This window comes from Streptomyces sp. NPDC050161 (assembly GCF_044460025.1).
In the GTDB taxonomy this organism is placed as follows: domain Bacteria; phylum Actinomycetota; class Actinomycetes; order Streptomycetales; family Streptomycetaceae; genus Streptomyces.
The window spans coordinates 377721-396451 of sequence record NZ_JBITJM010000005.1 but is presented as its reverse complement, the minus strand read 5'-3'; the positions used below and the strand labels follow the sequence as shown (position 1 = coordinate 396451).

The window sequence follows — 18731 nt, the reverse complement described above, 5'->3', positions numbered from 1 at the left end:
CCGGCGGCAACCCACCGCGTCCGCCGACCGGACACCCACCGTCCCGTCCCTCGGGCGGCCCAAGGTGCAGGGGGTCAGCTCGTCTAGACTCCGTGCATACAGATCGTCGAAGTCGTTGAACAAGCGCAGTCAGGGAGCGAGGGGCGGACGTGCCGGACGACACGACCGTGCGCACCATCAGCGCCGCGGACTATTTCCAGGGGTACTCGTTCGTCGGCCTCGTCGCCGTCGTCGGTGTCCTCTTCGTTGCCGTGGCGTTCGGGGCGGGGCGGCTGCTGCGGCCCGTGGTGCCGACCCCCGAGAAGCTGCTGACGTACGAATGCGGCGTGGACCCGGTCGGTGAGGGCTGGGCGCACACCCAGGTCCGCTACTACGTCTACGCCTTCCTCTACGTCATCTTCGCCGTCGACTCGATCTTCCTGTTCCCCTGGGCGACGGTCTTCGCCGCCCCCGGTTTCGGCGGCGTCACGCTCGTGGAGATGTTCATCTTCCTCGGCTTCCTCACCGTCGGCCTGCTCTACGCATGGAAGAAGGGCGTCCTGGAATGGACGTGACCCCCGCATCCGACGGCCAGGCGAACGGCCCCGAGGGCCCCGCCCCGGAGTACCTGCCGACCCCGCGCCGCCTGGGTACGCTGGCCCGCCTCGCGCCCGAACCGATGAAGGTGGTCCTCAACTGGGGCCGCCGCTACAGCCTGTGGGTCTTCAACTTCGGCCTCGCCTGCTGCGCCATCGAATTCATCGCCGCGTCCATGGCGCGGCACGACTTCATCCGGCTCGGCGTCATCCCGTTCGCGCCGGGCCCGCGCCAGGCCGACCTGATGGTCGTCTCCGGCACGGTCACCGACAAGATGGCGCCCGCCGTCAAGCGGCTGTACGAGCAGATGCCCGAGCCGAAGTACGTGATCTCCTTCGGCGCCTGCTCCAACTGCGGCGGCCCCTACTGGGACTCGTACTCGGTCACCAAGGGCGTCGACCAGATCATCCCGGTGGACGTCTACGTACCGGGCTGCCCGCCGCGCCCGGAGGCGCTGCTCCAGGGCATCCTCAAGCTTCAGGAGAAGATCGCGCGCGAGTCGCTGGGCGAGCGGTACGCCACCGGCTCCGGCGCACGGCAGGCAGGACCTTCGGTGGCCGCGCTGCGCAGCGGCCTGGTGGCACCCCCGGCGCCCGCCGACGGCACACCGTCCGACGGCACACCGGGGGAGGAGCCGCGATGAGTGAGCAGCAGCCCGAGACGCCGGAGGAGCAGGACGGGACGGCCGGGCAGCCCGAAGAGCCCGTGGTCGGCTGGCTGCCGCGGCCCGCGAGCCGGCTCTTCGGCGCCGGAGCCACCGCGGAGCTGGCGTACGACCTGCTGACCGTGGACGTCCCGGCCGACGCCTGGACCGCCGCGCTGACCGCCGCCCGCGACGACCTCGGCTGCCGCTACTTCGACTGGCTGAGCGCCGTCGACGAGCCCGGCACCGGCTTCCGCGTCTGCGCACACGTGGCGGACGTGTCCCGTCCGGGGAGCGTCCGCCGGCTGCTGGTCCGTACGACCGTGCCGCACGAGGCCGCCGCGCTGCCCACCGCCATCGGCGTGTACGCGGGCGCCGCCTGGCACGAGCGCGAGACGCACGAGATGTTCGGCGTGGACTTCACCGGCCACCCGCACCTCGTACCGCTGCTGCTCCCGGACAGCTTTGAGGGACACCCGCTGCGCAAGGACTTCGTGCTGGCGGCGCGGGTCGCCAAGGCGTGGCCGGGCGCCAAGGAGCCGGGCGAATCCGAGCACGGTGGCCCGAAGCGGCGGCAGATGCTGCCGCCCGGCGTCCCCGACCCGAACGAATGGGGCCCGCTGAAGGGCCAGTTGCCGCCGGCTCCGGCCCGCCCGGCACGCGGTGCGCGTGCGGCGGGAGGCGCCCGCGCGGCCGGTGGCGCCCGTGCGGCAGGCGGTGCCGGAGCGGCGGCGGGGGAGCGTCCGGCGCGGCGCACCCGCTCGGCGAGCGCGGGCTCGGCCAGCCAGCAGGCGGCGGACGCGGCGAAGACGGCCGAGGCGACGGCGGCGCCGGACGTGGCGGAGACGCCGGAGGCGACGACGGCACCCGACGCGGCGAAGGCGGCTCCCGCCCCCGCGAAGGCCCCGGCCAAGGAAGCGACGACCGGGGACGCCCCCTGGCACCACGCGCGCCCGGCATCCGCCGCACCGGAGCGGGCCGAGGCGAAACCGGCACCGGACGAGGCGAAACCGGCAGGAAGCGAGGCGAAACCGGCAGGGGACGCCTCGGGGCCGGAACCGAGCGAGCCGCAACGGGCTCCGGAGGACGCCGCCCCCAAGGACGAAGCGTCCAAGGAGGCGGGCAAGGACCCGGCCCCTGACCAGGCCCAGCCCCGGAAGCAGAACCCGGCAGGAGGAGGTGACACCCCATGAGCGACCTCGTCGACATCGTGGTGCGCCTGCTCGCCGTCTTCGTCGCCTTCCTCGTCTTCCCCCTGGTCATCGGGCAGACCGAGCACAAGGTCATGGCCCACATGCAGGGCCGGCTCGGGCCGATGTACGCGGGCGGGTTCCACGGCTGGGCACAACTGGTCGCCGACGGCGTGAAGTTCGCGCAGAAGGAGGACATCGTCCCGGCGGGCGCCGACCGGCGGGTCTTCCAGCTCGCGCCGGCCGTCGCCCTGCTGCCGTACCTCCTGGTGCTCGCCGCCATCCCGCTCGGGCCGCACACCGTCGGACGCGACATCGACGCGGGCATCTTCTTCGTGCTCGCCGTGATGGGTGTCGGCGTGCTCGGCTCGATCATGGCGGGCTGGGCGTCGGCCAATAAGTTCTCGCTGCTCGGCGGCCTGCGCACGGCCGCCCAGCTGCTCGCGTACGAACTGCCGATGCTGCTCGCTGCGGCCTCGGTCGCGATGGCGGCCGGCACGCTCTCGCTGCCCGGCATCCTGGACGGCTTCCACTGGTGGTGGGTGCCGTGGCAGATCGTCGGCGGAGTGGTCTTCTTCGTGGCCGGCCTCGCCGAGCTGCAACGGCCGCCGTTCGACATGCCGGTCGCCGACTCGGAGATCATCTTCGGCGCGTACACCGAGTACACAGGGCTGCGGTTCGCGCTCTTCCTGCTCGCCGAGTACGCGGGCATCGTCGTGCTCTGCGCCCTGACCTCGGTCCTCTTCCTCGGCGGCTGGCACGGCCCGTTCGGCGCCGACGGCCTCGGCTGGCTGTGGATGCTGCTGAAGACCGTCGTCCTCGCCTTCGGCGTCATCTGGCTGCGGGTCACCTACCCGCGGCTGCGTGAGGACCAGCTGCAGAAGCTCGCCTGGACCACCCTGATCCCGCTCGCCCTCGCTCAGATCGCCCTCACCGGCGTCATCAAGGTGGTGATCTCCTGATGGCCGCGGACAAGCAGCACCGGCACACGTCCGGATTCCCCGGTTCCGGCCTGGCGAAGGGTCTGGCCGTCACCCTGCGGACCATGACGAAGCGGACGGTCACCGCGCAGTACCCCGACACCCAGCCCGACCTCGCGCCGCGCACCCGCGGTGTCATCGGGCTGTTCGAGGAGAACTGCACGGTCTGCATGCTGTGCGCCCGCGAGTGCCCGGACTGGTGCATCTACATCGACTCCCACAAGGAGACGGTGCCGCCGGCCGCCCCGGGAGGCCGCGAGCGCAGCCGCAACGTCCTGGACCGCTTCGCCATCGACTTCTCGCTCTGCATGTACTGCGGTATCTGCATCGAGGTCTGCCCGTTCGACGCGCTCTTCTGGTCACCGGAGTTCGAGTACGCCGAGACGGACATCCACGAGCTGACCCACGAGCGCGACAAGCTCCGCGAGTGGATGTGGACCGTGCCCGAACCGCCCGCGCTCGACCCGGCGGCCGAGGAACCCAAGGAAATCGCCGCCGCCCGTAAGGCGGCCGACAAGCTCGCCGCCCAGGAGGCCGAGGCACAGGCCGCCGCGCCCCCCGAGGAGGGATCGTGACGCTCGCCGCCGCAAGCCACGGCTTCCTGACGCCGTCCGGTGTGGAGATCGCGTTCGTCCTCGTCGGCCTGGTCACGTTCGGCGCTGCCCTGATCACGGTCACCACCCGGCAGCTGGTGCACGCCGCCCTGTGGCTGGTCGTCGCCCTCGGCGGCATCGCCGTCGAGTACCTGCTGCTGACGGCGGAGTTCATCGCCTGGGTGCAGGTGCTGATCTACGTCGGTTCCGTCGTCGTCCTCCTCCTCTTCGGGCTGATGCTGACCAAGGCGCCCATCGGCCGTTCCCCGGACGCCGATTCGGGCAACCGCTGGGCCGCCCTCGCCGTCGCCGTCGCCTCGGCGGCGGCCCTGGTGTGGGTGGTCGTCGACGCCTTCCGTGCCACGTGGATCAACCTGGGCGGCGCCGCCCAGGGCAGCACCGAAGCCTCCGGGCGCACCCTCTTCCAGTACTGGGTGCTGCCCTTCGAAGCGCTGTCCGTCCTGCTGCTCGCCGCGCTGGTCGGCGCGATCGTGCTGTCCCGCAGGAAGGCCGACGCGCCGTCGGCCGCCGCGGCCCCCGCCGCACCCACGGCCCGCGCCCCGCGAGAGGAGCAGCGCTGATGCATCTCGCCTACCCGGCCGTCCTCGCCGTCCTCCTCTTCTGCACCGGTCTGTACGGCGTGCTCGCGCGCCGCAACGCGATCCTGATGCTGATGTCCGTCGAGCTGATGCTCAACGCCGTCAACCTCAACCTCGTCGCCTTCGACGTCTGGCTGCGCGACACCCTGCACGCAGGCCAGGCGCTGACCCTCTTCACCATCGCCGTCGCCGCCGCCGAGATCGGCATCGGCCTGGCGATCGTGCTGCTCGTACACCGCAACCGCGGCACCGCAGACATCGACCGGCTGCGCGACCTCGCCGAGACACCGGGCGACGCGGACGCCGCCGTTCCGCAGCAGCCGCAGCCGGACACCAAGGCGGAGGCCACCGCGTGACGCTCACGACCACCGCCGTCCTCGTCCCCCTCCTGCCGTTCCTCGGTGCGGTCGCGGGCCTGCTCCTCGGCCGGCGCGCGCCCGGCTTCGTCCGGCCGCTGGCCATCCTGCCGACGCTCGCCGCCGCCGCGCTCGCGGTCGCCGTCGCCGTCGGGCAGGGCGGCGGCGCGGCCACCGACGTCGCCACCCGGCTCACCCCGACCGGCTCCGTCCCGATCGACCTGGCCCTGCACGTCGACGGCTTCGCCGCGCTGATCGCCGTCCTCGTCGGGGTCGTCGCGACCTGCGTGCAGATCTACTCCACCGGCTATCTGCGCGACGACCCGCGCTACCCCTCCTACGCCGCTCTGGTCTCGCTCTTCACCTCCGCGATGCTGCTGGTCGTCTACACGGGCGACCTGATGGTGCTGCTGGTCGGCTGGGAAGTCATGGGCATCTGCTCGTACTTCCTCGTCGGCCACTACTGGGAGACCGAGGCCGCCCGCGCCGCCTCCCTCAAGGCGTTCCTCGTCACCAAGCTCGGCGACGTCCCCTTCCTCTTCGGCATCTTCGCGCTGGCCGCCGACACCGGCACCTTCCGCATCACCGGCATCATCAGCTCGGTGACCAGGGACGGCCTGGACCACCCGACGCTGATCGCCCTGCTGCTGCTGGCCGGTGTCGCCGGCAAGTCGGCGCAGTTCCCGCTGCACACCTGGCTGCCGGACGCGATGGCAGGCCCGACCCCCGTCTCGGCGCTCATCCACGCCGCGACGATGGTGGCCGCCGGTGTCTATGTCGTGGCCCGTCTCCTCCCCGTCTTCGCCGCCTCCGCCGCGGCGCTTGTGGTCCTCGCCGTCATGGCCGCGATCACCATGATCGGCTCCGGTCTGGCCGCCCTGGCCCAGGACGACATCAAGCGCGTACTGGCCTATTCGACCGTCGGCCAGCTCGGCTACATGACCGGCGCACTGGCCGTCGGCGACCGCGGCGCCGCCGTCTTCCACCTCCTGTCGCACGGCGCGTTCAAGGCCCTGCTCTTCCTCGGCGCCGGCGTGATCATCCACGCCGCCGGCACCAACTCGCTGGCCGCCATGTCCCGCATGGGCGGCCTCGCCCGGCGCATCCCCGACGCCTACTGGACCGTCACCGTCGCGCTGCTCGCCCTCGCCGCCATCCCGCCGTTCGCCGGCTTCTTCTCCAAGGAAGCCGTCCTGGGCGCCGCCGAGCACGCCGCCACCGGCGGTGCACCCGGCATCCCCGGCGCCGCCGGCTGGACGGTGCTGATCTCCGGACTGATCGCCGCCCTCCTCACGGCCGGCTACGCCACCCGCCTGTGGCTGCTGGCCTTCCGGGGAAGCGGGCCCGAAGCACCGGACCACGGCCCCCGGCCGGTCGCCATGAACGCCGTGCTGTGGGTCCTCTTCATCCCCACCGCCGCCTTCGGCCTGGCCGCCCCCTTCCTGCCCGACTGGTTCGACGGACGCTCCCTCACCCCGACCCTCACCACCTCCGTCCTGGGCACCGGTATCGCCCTCGTCGGCGGCCTGGTGACCTACGCGACCTGGCGGCACACCACCGCGATGGCCGCCCGCACCTCCATCGGCGCGGTCGCCGTCGCCCCGGACGCCGCCCCGGCCGTCTCCGAGGAAGCGGCCATCGCCACCCACACCCCGGCCTACGGCCACATCGCGGGCGCCGCCGACCCGGCCGACCCCGGCCGGCTCCTGCTCGGCCCGCTGCACCGCCACGCCGCCGCCGGCTTCCACCTCGACGCCGTCTACACGACGCTGTTCGTCCGGCCCGTGCAGGCCGCCGCCACGCTCGTCCGCTTCCTCGACCGCGAGGTCGTCGACACTTACGTCCGCGCCGCCGGGACCGCACCCCGCTGGCTGGGGGCCGCCGTCCGCCGCGCCCAGACCGGCAACGTGCAGACCTACCTCGGCGCGCTGCTCGCGGGCTCGCTCCTGCTGGCCGTCGCCGCCGTCCTCGTCGCTACGGGCACGGGAGCCTGAGCCATGAATCACATCGCTATGCAGATCCTCCTCGCGGCCCTCATCGTGCTCCCCCTCCTGGGCGCGGCGGGCGCCCTGCTGCCCGCTCCCCCCGGCCTGCGGGGCCGCGGCCCCGACCAGGCCGTCCTGCGCCACGGCGTCACCGTCACCGGCGTCGTCCTCGCCGCGGCCATCGCGCTGGCGATCTGCTTCGACCACGACCACCCGGCCCGTATGCAGGCCACCACCGACATCAGCTGGATCCCGGCGCTCGACATCCGCATCCATCTCGGCGTCGACGGCATCTCGCTCCCCCTTGTCGTCCTGACCGCGCTGCTGACCTTCCTCTGCGCGCTCTACAGCTACTTCAAGATGCCTGCGGGCCCGTCACCCAAGGCATTTGTCGCCCTGCTGCTCCTCCTGGAGTCCGGCACCCTCGCCACCTTCGCCGTCCTCGACCTGGTCCTGTTCTTCCTGGCCTTCGAGATGGTCCTCATCCCGATGTACTTCCTCATCGCCCGCTGGGGCGGTGCGCAGAAGCAGGCGGCGGCCTGGAAGTTCATCCTCTACACGCTGCTCGGCTCGGTCGTGATGCTCCTCGGCCTCCTCCTCATCGGCGTGAAATCCGGCACGTTCGACATGGTGGCACTCGCCACTGACAACGGCCCGAAGTCCCAGCTCAGCCACACCGTCCAGCTCATCGCGGTGCTCGCGATCGGCATCGGACTCGCCGTCAAGTCCCCGCTGTGGCCGCTGCACAGCTGGCTGCCGGACGCGCACACCGCGGCCCCCACCGTCGGCTCCGTGCTGCTGGCCGGCGTGCTGCTGAAGATGGGCACGTACGGCTTCGTGCGGATCGCGCTGCCGATCGCTCCCGAAGGCATGCACACCTTCGCGCCGTACCTCGCGGCCCTCGCCGCCATCGGCATCATCTACGGGTCGCTCGCCTGCCTCGCCCTCGTCCGCAAGGGCGCCAAGGGCGACCTCAAACGGCTGATCGCCTACAGCTCCGTCGGCCACATGGGCTTCGTCCTGCTCGGCATCGCCAGCATGACCCCCACCGGCGTCAACGGCGCGCTGTTCGCCAACATCGCCCACGGCCTGATCACCGGCCTGCTCTTCTTCCTGGTGGGCGCCCTCAAGGACCGCTACGGCAGCACCGACATCGACACCCTGGCCGGCTCCACGGGCGCCGCCCTCTACGGCAAGGCCCCCCGCTTCGGCGGCCTGCTCGCGTTCGCCGCCGTAGCCTCCCTCGGCATCCCCGGACTCGCCGGCTTCTGGGGCGAGATGCTCGCCATGTTCGGCGCCTTCCAGCCGGCCGCCGGACTGAGCCGCCCCGCCTTCCTGACGTTCATGGTGCTGGCCGGCATCGGCACCCTGCTGACCGCCGCCTACCTGCTGCTCGTCGTCCGCCGCGTCTGCATGGGCGGCACCCCGGACATCGCGGAGTCCGCCGCCGCGGTCGAGGAGGGCACCGCCACCGACGCCGAAGCAGCCGCAGGACACCAGGGCGCGCCGGACACCCGGCCCGCCACCGGACGCCCCGCCGACGCACCGCGCCTCCCCGTCATCCCCGATCTCGCGCGCTACGAATACGCGGCCTGGACCCCCCTGGCGGTCCTCACCGTCCTCGCGGGACTGTGGCCCGCGGCCCTCATCGGCCTCACCGACCCGGCCGTCCAGCAGCTCCTCGGAGGCGGTAAGTGATGAGCCCGATGACCTCACTGGCCGCGAACCCGGTGGCCTCTCTGGTGCAGTCCGTCGACTGGCTCGCCATCGCGCCGCCCGCCCTGACCGCGGCCGTCGCCCTGGTGGTGCTCGTCGCCGACCTCTTCCTCCCCGCGGCCAGGAAGCCGCTGCTGGGCTGGATCGCCGTCGCCGGTCTGGCCGTCGCCGCGCTCTCCCTGCTGCCCCTCCTGGACGGCGACCGCCGCACCTTCTGCCTCACCGGCCACCCCGACGTGTGCAGCTACGCGGCCGACCCGTTCGCCCTGGTCATCCAGTTCCTGGTGATCGCCGGCGCGCTGCTGACCGCCCTGATGTCCATCGACACCGTCAAGGACCACGGACTGCCCGCGGGCGAGTACTGGTTCCTGCTGCTGTCCTCCGCGGCGGGCGCGGCCCTGCTGCCCGCATCCCGCGACCTCGCGACCCTCGTCATCGCACTCGAAGTCGCCTCGCTGCCGGCGTTCGCGCTGGTCGGCCTGCGTCGCGACGACCGGCTCTCCTCCGAGGCCGCCCTCAAGTTCTTCCTCTCGTCGGTCGCCGCGACCGCCGTGATGCTGCTCGGCGTGAGCTTCCTGTACGCCGCCACCGGGAGCCTGCACCTGAGCCGGGTCGCCCACGCGCTCACCGCCCTCCCCGACCCCCGGCTGGCGACCCTCGCGAGCGCCGGCGTCGCCCTCACCCTCGTCGGCTTCGCCTTCAAGACCGCCGCCGTCCCGTTCCACTTCTGGGTGCCCGACACCTACGTGGGCGCCCCGCTCCCCATCGCCGCCTACCTCTCCGTCGTCGGCAAGGCCGTCGGTTTCTCGGGCCTCATCCTGGTCACGGTCAAGGGCTTCCCCTCGTACGCGGACGTCTGGGGCCCGGCGCTGGCCGTACTCGCCGCGCTCACCATGACCGTCGGCAACGTCGCCGCCATCCGCCAGAACGCGGACCGCGCGCACAGCGCCGTCCGCCTCCTCGCCTGGTCGTCCGTCGGCCAGGCCGGCTACCTCCTGGTGCCGATCGCCGCCGCCGGATACGCCGACGACCCGGCACACGCCATCGGCTCGACCGTGGCCTACGCCCTGATGTACGCGGCGGTGAACCTCGGCGCCTTCGCCGTGGCCGCCCTGGTGGCGCGCACCCGCCCCGCCAACCGGATCACCGACTACCGGGGCCTGTACGCCGAGCGCCCCCTGGCGGCGCTCGCCCTCGGCTTCTTCCTCCTCTGCCTGGCCGGCCTGCCGCCCGGTGTCATCGGCCTGTTCGCCAAGGTCACGGTCTTCTCGGCGGCCGTCGACGCGGGCCTGGGCTGGCTCGCCGTGATCATGGCCGTCAACGTCGTGATCGCCCTCTACTACTACCTCCGGTGGACCGCCGTCCTCTTCCACGGCGCCACGGAGGACGCGGCAACACAGGACGCAGCCGCAGCCGCCACCGGGCGCGGCACCGCCACCGGGCCCCGCACCCCCGCGGACGGCGGCCACCGCACGGCCACGGCCACCGACGTGGACACCGAGGCCGCGCGCCCCGCCCGCCCGCCGCGCGCCAGGATCCCGGCCCCGCTCGCCGCCGCCCTCACCCTCGCCACCCTCCTCGGCATCGCCCTCTCCGGCGCCCCGCAGCTCGTCCTCCGCTTCGCCTCCGGCGCCCTCCTCTGAGCGGAACGCGGCAGGAGCCCGCCCCAGGAGCGCCTGCCGGGCCCGTACGGCGGCAGGCCCCCACCGGGCGCCTCTCCTGCCCCACTGCGGCCCGCGGCCCGCGCACCAGGGAACCTGCCCTCCTCATCTCGCGTTGACCAGTGAGTAAGGGTCCACTGGAGAGTGGAGAAACGCAGCACAGGGTTCCCCTGCCGCATCGCTTGGAGGGCGCACCGTGCACCGCCGGCACAACGGGCTCAGGACCGCCGTACTCCTCGGGGGACTGTCCGCCCTCATCATCGCCATCGGCAGCCTGTTCGGCCGTACGGGCCTGATCGTCGCCGTGCTCTTCGCACTGGGCACGAACGCCTACGCGTACTGGAACAGCGACAAGCTGGCGCTGCGGGCCATGCGCGCCCGCCCGGTCAGCGAGTTCGAGGCCCCCGCGCTCTACCGCATGGTCCGCGAGCTGTCGACGGCCGCCCGGCAGCCCATGCCGCGCCTCTACATTTCCCCGACCCAGGCCCCGAACGCCTTCGCCACCGGCCGCAATCCCCGCAACGCCGCGGTCTGCTGCACCGACGGCATCCTCCAGCTCCTGGACGAACGCGAACTGCGCGGCGTCATCGGCCACGAGCTGAGTCACGTCTACAACCGCGACATCCTGATCTCATCCGTCGCGGGCGCGCTCGCGTCGGTGGTGATGTTCCTGGTGAACTTCGCCTGGCTGATCCCCGTGGGCCGCTCCGACGACGATGACGAGCGCCCCGGCATAGTGGGCATGCTGCTGATCATGATCCTGGGGCCGGTCGCGGCCTCCCTGATCCAGCTGGCCGTCAGCCGCTCCCGCGAGTACCAGGCCGACGCGTCGGGCGCCCAGCTCACCGGCGACCCGCTGGCCCTCGCCTCGGCCCTGCGTAAGCTCGAAACAGGTACCCAGCAACTCCCGCTCCCCCCGGAGCCGCGTCTGGAGACAGCGAGCCACATGATGATCGCCAACCCCTTCCGGGCAGGCGAGGGCATGGCGAAACTCTTCTCCACCCACCCCCCGATGCGCGAGCGCATCAGCCGCCTCGAACGCATGGCGGGCCGCCCCCGCCTCTGATCCGCCGCCCGCGCAACGCCTCACCACCACCCACGCGTCCAGATGAGTGAGTCCGAAGCCGTACCTGCCCGGCAGGACGGACCCACTCTCCGCTACGCCCGTGGAAGGCTGTCGATCATGAAGTTCATCCTCAACGTCATCTGGCTGGTCCTGAGCGGCCTCTGGCTGGCGCTCGGTTACGTCGCCGCGGGCATCGTCTGCTGCATCCTGATCATCACGATCCCGTTCGGCATCGCGTCCTTCCGGATAGCCGGCTACGCGCTGTGGCCCTTCGGCCGCACCACCGTCGAACGGCGCGACGCGGGCGCCGGTTCGGTGATCGGCAACGTCATCTGGATCATCTTCGCGGGCTGGTGGCTGGCCCTGGGCCACATCATCACCGGCCTCGCGCTCTGCGTGACGATCATCGGCATCCCGTTCGGCATCGCCAACTTCAAGATGATCCCGATCTCCCTCATGCCGCTCGGCCGCGACATCGTCCCCACCGACCGGCCCTTCGCCACCCGCTGAGGCACGCTAGGGCGCTTCTGACGGATCTCCGCGGCGTCGCGGCGTCTGGCACGCACGCTCGCGGCGTTGCCGCAATGTCCCCATAGCTCCGCTATGAAGACATCCCGGCGCCTTGCGATCGCACGCACCAGACGCCGCTCCTTCCTCCACGGAGATCCATCAGAAGCGCCCTAGCCCGGCTGACGTCACCCGTCCCGCCGCCCGTCCCCAACGCCGGTGGGGCGGCGTGCCCACGGCACACCGCCCCACCCGGTCACACATCCGGCGGCCAGGCCCGAAGGCCGCGCGCCACCGTCGGGCAACGACTACCGGTAGTTCACGAACTGGATCGCGAAGTCCAGGTCCTTGCCCTTGAGCAGCTGCTGCACCGACTGCAGGTCGTCCCGGCTCTTCGAGCTGACCCGCAGCTCGTCGCCCTGCACCTGCGCCTTGACGCCCTTCGGGCCCTCATCGCGGATGATCTTGGCGACCTTCTTCGCGTTGTCCTGCGAGATCCCCTCCTCGATGGAGGCGAAGATCTTGTACTCCTTGCCCGACGCCTGCGGCTCACCGGCGTCCAGCGCCTTCAGCGAGATCCCGCGCTTGACGAGCTTGGACTGGAAGATGTCGAGTACGGCCTTCACCCGCTCCTCGGCGTTGGCCCGCATCTCGATCTTCTCGCCGGACCACTCGATCGACGCGCCCACGCCCTTGAAGTCGTAGCGCTGCGAGATCTCCTTGGCGGCCTGATTGAGGGCGTTGTCGACCTCCTGCCGCTCGACCTTCGAGACGATGTCGAAACTGGAGTCGGCCATGTTGAGTTGGCTCCTCGTGCGTAGATCCGTCAGGGAAGCGGCCCGTTCCGGACCGCCCCGCCAGCCTAGAGGAGGCGCCCCCGCCGCCCGCGATCCCGTCGGGGGTAATCGAGTGGCGGAGCACCCCCAGCCATCGGGTATGGTTTACGTCGTTGCCACCGAGCGCCGCCCCACAGCGGAACTCACCGGCAGCGCATCTTGGCGGTGTGCCCGAGCGGCCAAAGGGAGCAGACTGTAAATCTGCCGGCTCAGCCTTCCCAGGTTCGAATCCTGGCGCCGCCACAGATAAAGGGAAAGACCCCCGTTCTACGGAAACGTAGAACGGGGGTCTTTTCGTTTTCCGGGGCCGGTTCTCCGCGGGCGGCAATTCCGGCGAGTCCCAGCGAGGGCGCTTCTCGGGGTGTGGACTGTGTGGCGGGGTACCGCAGGGCGAACGTTCTCAGATAACACAGAGAGGTTCACAGAAAGTGTGTGATGTTCTATCGTCGGGGCGGCGGTGAGCGTGATCATCGAGGGAAGCGAAGGGGGCGACCGGTGAGGCGACCGAGTCGTGGGTCCGAGGCCGAGGTGGAGGAGCGCCGCCAAGAGGTGCTGCGCCGCGTCGCCGAGGAAGGCGAGATCCGCATCGCCGACCTCGCAGGGCGGCTCGGCGTGAGCGTGATGACCATGCACCGCGATCTCGACAACCTCCACGAACGCCAACTCCTGCGCAAGGGCAGGGGAGTGGCCACCGCCTTCCCCAACCTCACCATGGAGAGCGCCCTCCGCTTCCGCGAGCACGTCAACACGGCGGCCAAGGAGGCCATGGCCGACGTGCTCGTCAAGGAGGTCGCACCCGGCAGCACGGTGCTGATCGACTGCGGCTCCACGCTCTTCCCGCTCGCCCGCAGACTGGCCGGCGTCGAAGGGCTGCGGGTGATCACCAACTCGCTGCGCGTCACGTACCTCCTGTCCGGCTCGGCGGTCGAAGTGACCCTGCTCGGCGACCGGTTCTACGAGGACTTCGAATCCTGCGCGGGGCCGCAGGCCCGCCGTGAGCTGAAACACCTCAGGGCCGGCATCGCCTTCGTCACCGCCACCTCGGTCAGCGAGGGCCGGCTCTACCACCCGGTGCGCGAGTACGCCGACAACAAGGACGCCTACCTCCAGGCCGCCGACCGCGCCGTACTCGCCGTCGACCACAGCAAGTTCGGCCGCACCGCCACGCATTCCTACGGCGACGTCAGCGGGTACGACCTGCTGGTCACCGACGCAGGCGCCGCCGAGAGCGAACTCAGGTCCGTACGGGACCTCGGCGTCGCGATCCACACCGTCACCCCGCAGAGCTGAGGCTCCGCGCCCCGAGCCGTACCCCCGAGAAAGGCCCGACCCATGCGCGCCGTCGTCATCGAAACCCCAGGCACCTACTCGCTCACCACGGTGGACGATCCCGCTCCGGGCCCCGGCGAGGTCGTCGTCGCGCCCGCCGCCGTCGGCATCTGCGGGACCGATGTGCACATCGTCGAGGGCGAGTTCGCGCCCACCCCGTACCCGATCATTCCCGGCCACGAGTTCACCGGCGAGGTCGTCGCGCTGGGGGAGGGGGTGACCGGGCTGCGCACCGGCGAACAGGTCGCCGTCGACCCCTCGCTGTTCTGCGGCTCCTGCCACTTCTGCGCCATCGGGCACGGCAACCTGTGCGAGAACTGGGGCGCGATCGGCGACACCGTGGACGGCGCGATGGCCGAGTACGTCACGGTGCCGGCCGCCAACTGCTACCGGCTGCCGCAGAGCGTGGACGTCTTCCAGGGCACCCTGATCGAGCCGCTGTCCTGCGCGGTCCGCGGCTTCGACGTGCTGCCGCGGCGACTCGGCGACCACTACCTGATCTACGGCGCCGGCACGATGGGGCTGATGATGCTCCAGCTCGCCAGGGCGGCGGGCGCCGCCTCCCTCTCGGTCGTCGACATCAACCAGGACCGCCTCAAGATCGCCGAGCGGCTCGGGGCCGACGCCACCGGTGCCGACGCCGACGCGCTGGACCGGCCGCAGGGCTGGGAGACCGTCATCGACTGCACCGGCGTCGTCCCCGTCATCGAGGACGGGCTGACCCGGGTGCGCCGCGGCGGCACCTTCCAGCAGTTCGGGGTCGCGCCGTCCGCCGCCAAGGCGTCCTTCTCGCCGTTCCAGGTCTACAACGACGAGATCACCATCGTCGGTTCGATGGCGGTGCTGCACAGCTTCGGCCGGGCCGTCGACCTGATGGCCAAGGGGGTCATCGACGCCGGCACGATGCTCACGCACAGTTTCGGCCTGGACGAGTTCGGCGCCGCGCTCCAGACCTTCCGCGACGGAACGGGACGCAAGATCCAGATCCGGCCCGCCGCCTCCTGAACCGTTGCCCGCGGCGGGAGTTGCGCCCGCGCGCCTCCCGCCCTTCGTCCCGCCGTACGGAAGCGAACACCGTCATGCCGACAGTCGCCGGGGTGGACTCCTCGACCCAGTCCTGCAAGGTCGTCGTCTGCGACGCCGACACCGGAGAGGTCCTGCACCAGGGCAGGGCCGCCCACCCCGACGGCACCGAAGTGGCCCCGGAAGCCTGGTGGCAGGCCCTGGACGAGGCCGGCGGCGGCCTGCTGGCGGACGTGGACGCCGTCGCGGTCGCAGGCCAGCAGCACGGCCTGGTGGCGCTGGACGAGGCCGGACTGCCGCTGCGCGACGCCCTGTTGTGGAACGACACCCGCTCCGCGCGGGCCGCCGACGACCTCGTCGCGGAGCTGGGCGGGCCGGACGCGTGGGCCCGCGCGGTCGGCACCGTCCCGGTCGCCGCCCTCACCGTCGCCAAACTCCGCTGGCTGGCCGAAAACGAACCCCGCACCGCCGACCGCACGGCCCAGGTGATGCTGCCGCACGACTGGCTGACCTGGCGGCTGTGCGGCGGCCCCGGCAGCGGCGCGGCACCGGTCACCGACCGCGGCGACGCCTCCGGCACGGGCTACTGGTCACCCGCCGACGGCGACTACCGCCGCGACCTCCTCGCGCTCGCCACCGGTGGTCGCACACCCCAACTGCCGCGCGTCATCGGCCCGTACGAAGCCGCAGGGCGCACCCCGCACGGCGCCCTGGTCGCGGCGGGCACCGGCGACAACATGGCCGCGGCCCTCGGGCTCGGACTGCGGCCGGGCGACGCGGTGGTCTCGCTCGGCACCAGCGGCACGGCCTTCGCGGTCTCCGAGCGCCCGGTGGCCGACCCGTCCGGCGCGGTGGCCGGCTTCGCCGACGCCACCGGCCGGTTCCTGCCCCTGGTCTGCACCCTCAACGCCGCCCGCGTCCTCAGCTCGGCCGCCACCCTGCTGGGCACCGGCCTCACCGACATCGACCGGCTCGCCCGCGAGTCCGAACCCGGCGCAGGCGGCCTCGTCCACCTGCCCTACCTCGGCGGCGAGCGCACCCCCAACCTCCCCGATGCCGCCGGGAGTCTGCTGGGCATGCGGACGTCCAACATGCGTCCGCCGCAGCTCGCCCGCGCGGCCGTCGAAGGCATGCTGTGCAACATGGCCGATGCCCTGGACGAGCTGCGCGGCCAGGGCATCGGCACCCGCCGCGTGCTGATCATCGGGGGCGCGGCCAAGGCACCGGTGGTCGGGGAGATCGCCGCCGGGATCTTCGGCGCCCCGGTCACCGTCCCCGAACCCGCCGAGTACGTCGCGCTCGGCGCCGCCCGGCAGGCCGCCTGGGCCCTGTCCTGCACCCCCGAACCGCCCCACTGGCCGCTCGCCGCAGCCCGCCACGTCCCCGCACCCGCCGACCCCGCCACCGGCCGCCGCATCCGCGAGAACTACGCCCGCGCACGGGCGACGATGTACGGCTGACGGCCACGGCACGCGCCGGACTCACACACCTAGCTCCCAGCCACCGCCCGCACCGCATCCGCCACCGGCGTACCGCCGTTGACCAGCTCCAGCGTCCGGCCGGCCGTGCCCGGCTCATCGAGCAGCGCGGCCAGCGTGGCGGCCACGTCGTCCCGGGTCACAGCGGCCCGCCCGGTCGCGTCGGCGAGCTGGACGTGGCCGGTCCCCGGGTCGTCCGTCAGCCGCCCGGGACGCAGGATCGTCCAGTCGAGCCCGACCCGGGCCCGTACGTCCGCGTCCGCCGCTCCCTTGGCGCGCAGGTAGGCCGCGAACACCGGATCGGTGCCCTCCGGCGGCACCCGGTCCGCGCCCATCGACGAGACGACGAGGAAACGGCGCACACCGGCCGCCTCCGCCGCGTCGGCGAACAGCGCGGCGGCCCCGCGGTCCACGCTGTCCTTGCGTTCCGCGCCGCTGCCGGGGCCCGCCCCCGCGGCGAAGACGGCGGCGTCCGCCTGCTCCAGATGCCGTGCCACGTCCTCCACCGACGCCGACTCCAGGTCGCACACGACCGGTTCGGCACCCGCCGCCAGCAGATCGCCCGCCTGTTCCGGCCGGCGGATGATCCCCGCCACCTCGTCCCCGCGCCCGGCGAGCAACCGCTCCAGCCGAAGCGCGATCTGACCATGTCCACCTGCGATGACAATGCGCATGCTGCCGACCGTACGCCCCCGGCGCGGCGGCGCACGGGCAGGAGCGTGCGCCGCGCGACACCACCGCCACCGGACGGGCGGCGGCCCCGCTCAGCGCTGCGACTGCCGGGGCAGCTCCAGCGCCACGGCCGCCGCCGAATCGCAGTACTCGCGCACCGCGCTGGTCCGCGCCACCACCCGCCCCCGGTGCACCACGACCCGGCTGTACGCGAGCGACAGCACCCCGGCGATCCGCTCGCCCCGTACGGCCAGCAACTCCGCGGGAAAGCCCGCCTCGACGCGCACGTCGGGCAGCCCCAGCGTCGCCCGCGCCGCCGCACTCACCGTCTCGTACGCCGCCTCCGGACTCGTCTCCCCCAAGGACGCCAGCAGATACGCGGCCTCCAGAGGATCGCCGCGCCCCACCGGGTTGGCCACGTCCCGCAGCGCACCGCTGCCCGCCGCGACCCGCACCCCGGCGGCCCGCAGCAGCCGCACCGGAGCCGGCCTGGCGACCCGGGAGCCGTACCGCTCCAGACCGGTGCAGTCGCCCTGCGGCAGGCAGATCACCGTGACGCCGGCAGCCGCCAGCTGCTCGGCGACCCGCGCCGCCACACTGCGCGGCATCCGCGTCATCCCGGCGCACGGCCCGATGGCCACACCGGGCCGCAGCCCGCCGGCCATCGCCGCGAAGCGCGCGAGCCGCGCCGGATCGTCCCCGTCCGTATGCAGGTCCACCGGGCAGCCGTGTTCCCCGGCCACCTCCAGGACGGCCTCGACGTACCCCGCCGGATCGGGGTCGAGATCGGGACAGCCGCCGATCACCGAAGCCCCCATCTTCACGGCGTCCCGCAGCATCGCCAGGCCGTCCGCCCCGGCGGCCCCGGTCAGCACCCTGGGCACCGCGACCGCCGCCAGGTCCGCGAGCCCGCGCAGCGACCTGCGGGCCTTGAGCACCGCCTCCAGGGAGCGCAGCCCCCGCACCCCGCCGACGCGTACGTGGGTGCGGGACGCGGTCGCGCCGTGCCCGAGCTGGAGCAGGGCCGCCTCGGTGGTGCGCCGCTGGATGTCGTCGGGGGAGTCCGGAGCGGGTCCTTCGCAGTCCGCCGTCAGGGCCGTGTCGCAGTGCGCGTGCGGCTCGGCGGGCGCGGGGAGCAGCAGATAGCCGTTGAGGTCGACGCGCGCGCCCTGCCGCACGAGCGCCCCGGCCGTGCCGACCGCCTCGATGCGCCCGCCGCCGAGCCGTACGTCCACCGTGCGGCCGTCGGCGAGCCGGGCGCCGCACAGGACCAGCGCGCCCCCTTCGGACCGCGCGGACGGGCCGCCGTCCGGCTTCCCCGGCTGCGGTGGTGGCTGCGGTGAACTGCTGTCGGACATCGCGCTCCTCGAAGGCACGGGCGTGCATGATCACGCAGCGTGGTCCGAGCCTAGGGCGCGGCCCTGGGCGCTTCGAGCAGGCACGGAATAGTCGTACCGGTGTGGTGCGTGAGGCCGCCGGGGTGCCCTCCGGATACGGATTTCACGTTTGGCTGCGGGCCGT

General features: G+C 72.5%; 18 protein-coding genes and 1 tRNA gene. 16 read left to right on the top strand and 3 right to left on the bottom strand.

Annotated elements, in window-relative coordinates:
• The first annotated feature begins 149 nt into the window (after positions 1-149).
• The 12 genes from ACIBK8_RS11830 (at position 150) to ACIBK8_RS11775 (ending at position 11875) form a co-directional block, all read left to right on the top strand.
• Positions 150-554 carry an NADH-quinone oxidoreductase subunit A gene (locus tag ACIBK8_RS11830; RefSeq protein ID WP_393683674.1) on the top strand — a complete coding sequence of 135 codons (405 nt, stop codon included), beginning with the start codon at positions 150-152 and terminating at the stop codon, positions 552-554.
• The gene (locus ACIBK8_RS11825; RefSeq protein ID WP_399041548.1) at positions 545-1219 is read left to right on the top strand and encodes an NADH-quinone oxidoreductase subunit B; all 675 of its coding nucleotides are present in this window, start codon (positions 545-547) and stop codon (positions 1217-1219) included. The genes ACIBK8_RS11830 and ACIBK8_RS11825 overlap by 10 nt, the downstream gene beginning before the upstream one ends.
• Positions 1216-2412 (top strand): NADH-quinone oxidoreductase subunit C, encoded by a 1197-nt coding sequence (locus ACIBK8_RS11820; protein WP_399041547.1) that lies wholly within the window; start codon positions 1216-1218, stop codon positions 2410-2412. The genes ACIBK8_RS11825 and ACIBK8_RS11820 overlap by 4 nt, the downstream gene beginning before the upstream one ends.
• Positions 2409-3371 (top strand): NADH-quinone oxidoreductase subunit NuoH, encoded by a 963-nt coding sequence (gene nuoH / locus ACIBK8_RS11815; protein WP_399041546.1) that lies wholly within the window; start codon positions 2409-2411, stop codon positions 3369-3371. Before ACIBK8_RS11820 ends, nuoH begins: the two co-directional genes overlap by 4 nt.
• Entirely contained in the window at positions 3371-3964 is a 594-nt protein-coding gene (locus ACIBK8_RS11810; protein WP_399041545.1) for a NuoI/complex I 23 kDa subunit family protein, read from the top strand. Before nuoH ends, ACIBK8_RS11810 begins: the two co-directional genes overlap by 1 nt.
• A complete protein-coding gene (locus ACIBK8_RS11805) occupies positions 3961-4563 on the top strand; it encodes an NADH-quinone oxidoreductase subunit J (protein ID WP_399041543.1) in 603 nt (200 codons plus the stop codon). The genes ACIBK8_RS11810 and ACIBK8_RS11805 overlap by 4 nt, the downstream gene beginning before the upstream one ends.
• Positions 4563-4937 carry an NADH-quinone oxidoreductase subunit NuoK gene (nuoK, locus tag ACIBK8_RS11800; RefSeq protein ID WP_393683662.1) on the top strand — a complete coding sequence of 125 codons (375 nt, stop codon included), beginning with the start codon at positions 4563-4565 and terminating at the stop codon, positions 4935-4937. Before ACIBK8_RS11805 ends, nuoK begins: the two co-directional genes overlap by 1 nt.
• Positions 4934-6931 (top strand): NADH-quinone oxidoreductase subunit L, encoded by a 1998-nt coding sequence (locus ACIBK8_RS11795; RefSeq protein WP_399041542.1) that lies wholly within the window; start codon positions 4934-4936, stop codon positions 6929-6931. The genes nuoK and ACIBK8_RS11795 overlap by 4 nt, the downstream gene beginning before the upstream one ends.
• Positions 6932-6934: 3 nt before the next feature.
• Positions 6935-8620 (top strand): NuoM family protein, encoded by a 1686-nt coding sequence (locus ACIBK8_RS11790; RefSeq protein ID WP_399041541.1) that lies wholly within the window; start codon positions 6935-6937, stop codon positions 8618-8620.
• Between the two features lie 8 nt (positions 8621-8628).
• A complete protein-coding gene (locus ACIBK8_RS11785) occupies positions 8629-10281 on the top strand; it encodes an NADH-quinone oxidoreductase subunit N (RefSeq protein WP_399041672.1) in 1653 nt (550 codons plus the stop codon).
• Between the two features lie 214 nt (positions 10282-10495).
• Positions 10496-11365: a zinc metalloprotease HtpX gene (gene htpX, locus ACIBK8_RS11780; protein ID WP_399041540.1), complete on the top strand. Its 870-nt coding sequence runs from the start codon at positions 10496-10498 to the stop codon at positions 11363-11365.
• Positions 11366-11482: 117 nt separating this feature from the next.
• Positions 11483-11875 carry a YccF domain-containing protein gene (locus ACIBK8_RS11775; RefSeq protein ID WP_399041539.1) on the top strand — a complete coding sequence of 131 codons (393 nt, stop codon included), beginning with the start codon at positions 11483-11485 and terminating at the stop codon, positions 11873-11875.
• Positions 11876-12180: 305 nt separating this feature from the next.
• Here the strand turns inward: ACIBK8_RS11775 and ACIBK8_RS11770 are convergent, their stop codons facing one another.
• Positions 12181-12669 carry a YajQ family cyclic di-GMP-binding protein gene (locus ACIBK8_RS11770; RefSeq protein WP_227046462.1) on the bottom strand — a complete coding sequence of 163 codons (489 nt, stop codon included), beginning with the start codon at positions 12667-12669 and terminating at the stop codon, positions 12181-12183.
• Between the two features lie 200 nt (positions 12670-12869).
• Here ACIBK8_RS11770 and ACIBK8_RS11765 point away from each other — a divergent pair.
• The 4 genes from ACIBK8_RS11765 to xylB all read left to right on the top strand — a co-directional run bounded on the left by ACIBK8_RS11765 (position 12870) and on the right by xylB (position 16520).
• Positions 12870-12951 (top strand) — tRNA-Tyr (locus ACIBK8_RS11765).
• A 252-nt stretch (positions 12952-13203) separates the two neighbouring features.
• On the top strand, positions 13204-13998 hold the full coding sequence (locus ACIBK8_RS11760) for a DeoR/GlpR family DNA-binding transcription regulator (RefSeq protein WP_399041538.1): 795 nt from the start codon (positions 13204-13206) through the stop codon (positions 13996-13998).
• Between the two features lie 42 nt (positions 13999-14040).
• Positions 14041-15042, top strand: a complete 1002-nt coding sequence (locus ACIBK8_RS11755) for a zinc-dependent alcohol dehydrogenase family protein (protein ID WP_399041537.1) — start codon at positions 14041-14043, stop codon at positions 15040-15042.
• A 74-nt stretch (positions 15043-15116) separates the two neighbouring features.
• Complete coding sequence (gene xylB, locus ACIBK8_RS11750; RefSeq protein WP_399041536.1) at positions 15117-16520, top strand: xylulokinase; 1404 nt, start codon at positions 15117-15119, stop codon at positions 16518-16520.
• 29 nt (positions 16521-16549) lie between these two features.
• On the opposite strand, the gene ACIBK8_RS11745 is transcribed toward xylB, so the two are convergent.
• Together ACIBK8_RS11745 and ACIBK8_RS11740 are read right to left on the bottom strand one after the other, a co-directional pair.
• Positions 16550-17212, bottom strand: a complete 663-nt coding sequence (locus ACIBK8_RS11745) for an NAD(P)H-binding protein (protein WP_399041535.1) — start codon at positions 17210-17212, stop codon at positions 16550-16552.
• Between the two features lie 90 nt (positions 17213-17302).
• A complete protein-coding gene (locus ACIBK8_RS11740) occupies positions 17303-18568 on the bottom strand; it encodes an amidohydrolase family protein (protein WP_399041534.1) in 1266 nt (421 codons plus the stop codon).
• Positions 18569-18731 lie beyond the last annotated feature (163 nt).

What these genes read in the sequence shown, in the direction of transcription:
- ACIBK8_RS11810 (WP_399041545.1), top strand. Translation starts at nt 3,371, where the DNA reads ATGGCCGCGGACAAGCAGCACCGGCACACGTCCGGATTCCCCGGTTCC.
- ACIBK8_RS11770 (WP_227046462.1), bottom strand. Translation starts at nt 12,669, where the DNA reads ATGGCCGACTCCAGTTTCGACATCGTCTCGAAGGTCGAGCGGCAGGAG.
- ACIBK8_RS11755 (WP_399041537.1), top strand. Translation starts at nt 14,041, where the DNA reads ATGCGCGCCGTCGTCATCGAAACCCCAGGCACCTACTCGCTCACCACG.
- ACIBK8_RS11740 (WP_399041534.1), bottom strand. Translation starts at nt 18,568, where the DNA reads ATGTCCGACAGCAGTTCACCGCAGCCACCACCGCAGCCGGGGAAGCCG.
- ACIBK8_RS11775 (WP_399041539.1), top strand. Translation starts at nt 11,483, where the DNA reads ATGAAGTTCATCCTCAACGTCATCTGGCTGGTCCTGAGCGGCCTCTGG.
- nuoH (WP_399041546.1), top strand. Translation starts at nt 2,409, where the DNA reads ATGAGCGACCTCGTCGACATCGTGGTGCGCCTGCTCGCCGTCTTCGTC.
- nuoK (WP_393683662.1), top strand. Translation starts at nt 4,563, where the DNA reads ATGCATCTCGCCTACCCGGCCGTCCTCGCCGTCCTCCTCTTCTGCACC.
- xylB (WP_399041536.1), top strand. Translation starts at nt 15,117, where the DNA reads ATGCCGACAGTCGCCGGGGTGGACTCCTCGACCCAGTCCTGCAAGGTC.
- ACIBK8_RS11825 (WP_399041548.1), top strand. Translation starts at nt 545, where the DNA reads ATGGACGTGACCCCCGCATCCGACGGCCAGGCGAACGGCCCCGAGGGC.
- ACIBK8_RS11790 (WP_399041541.1), top strand. Translation starts at nt 6,935, where the DNA reads ATGAATCACATCGCTATGCAGATCCTCCTCGCGGCCCTCATCGTGCTC.
- ACIBK8_RS11820 (WP_399041547.1), top strand. Translation starts at nt 1,216, where the DNA reads ATGAGTGAGCAGCAGCCCGAGACGCCGGAGGAGCAGGACGGGACGGCC.
- ACIBK8_RS11785 (WP_399041672.1), top strand. Translation starts at nt 8,629, where the DNA reads ATGACCTCACTGGCCGCGAACCCGGTGGCCTCTCTGGTGCAGTCCGTC.
- ACIBK8_RS11745 (WP_399041535.1), bottom strand. Translation starts at nt 17,212, where the DNA reads ATGCGCATTGTCATCGCAGGTGGACATGGTCAGATCGCGCTTCGGCTG.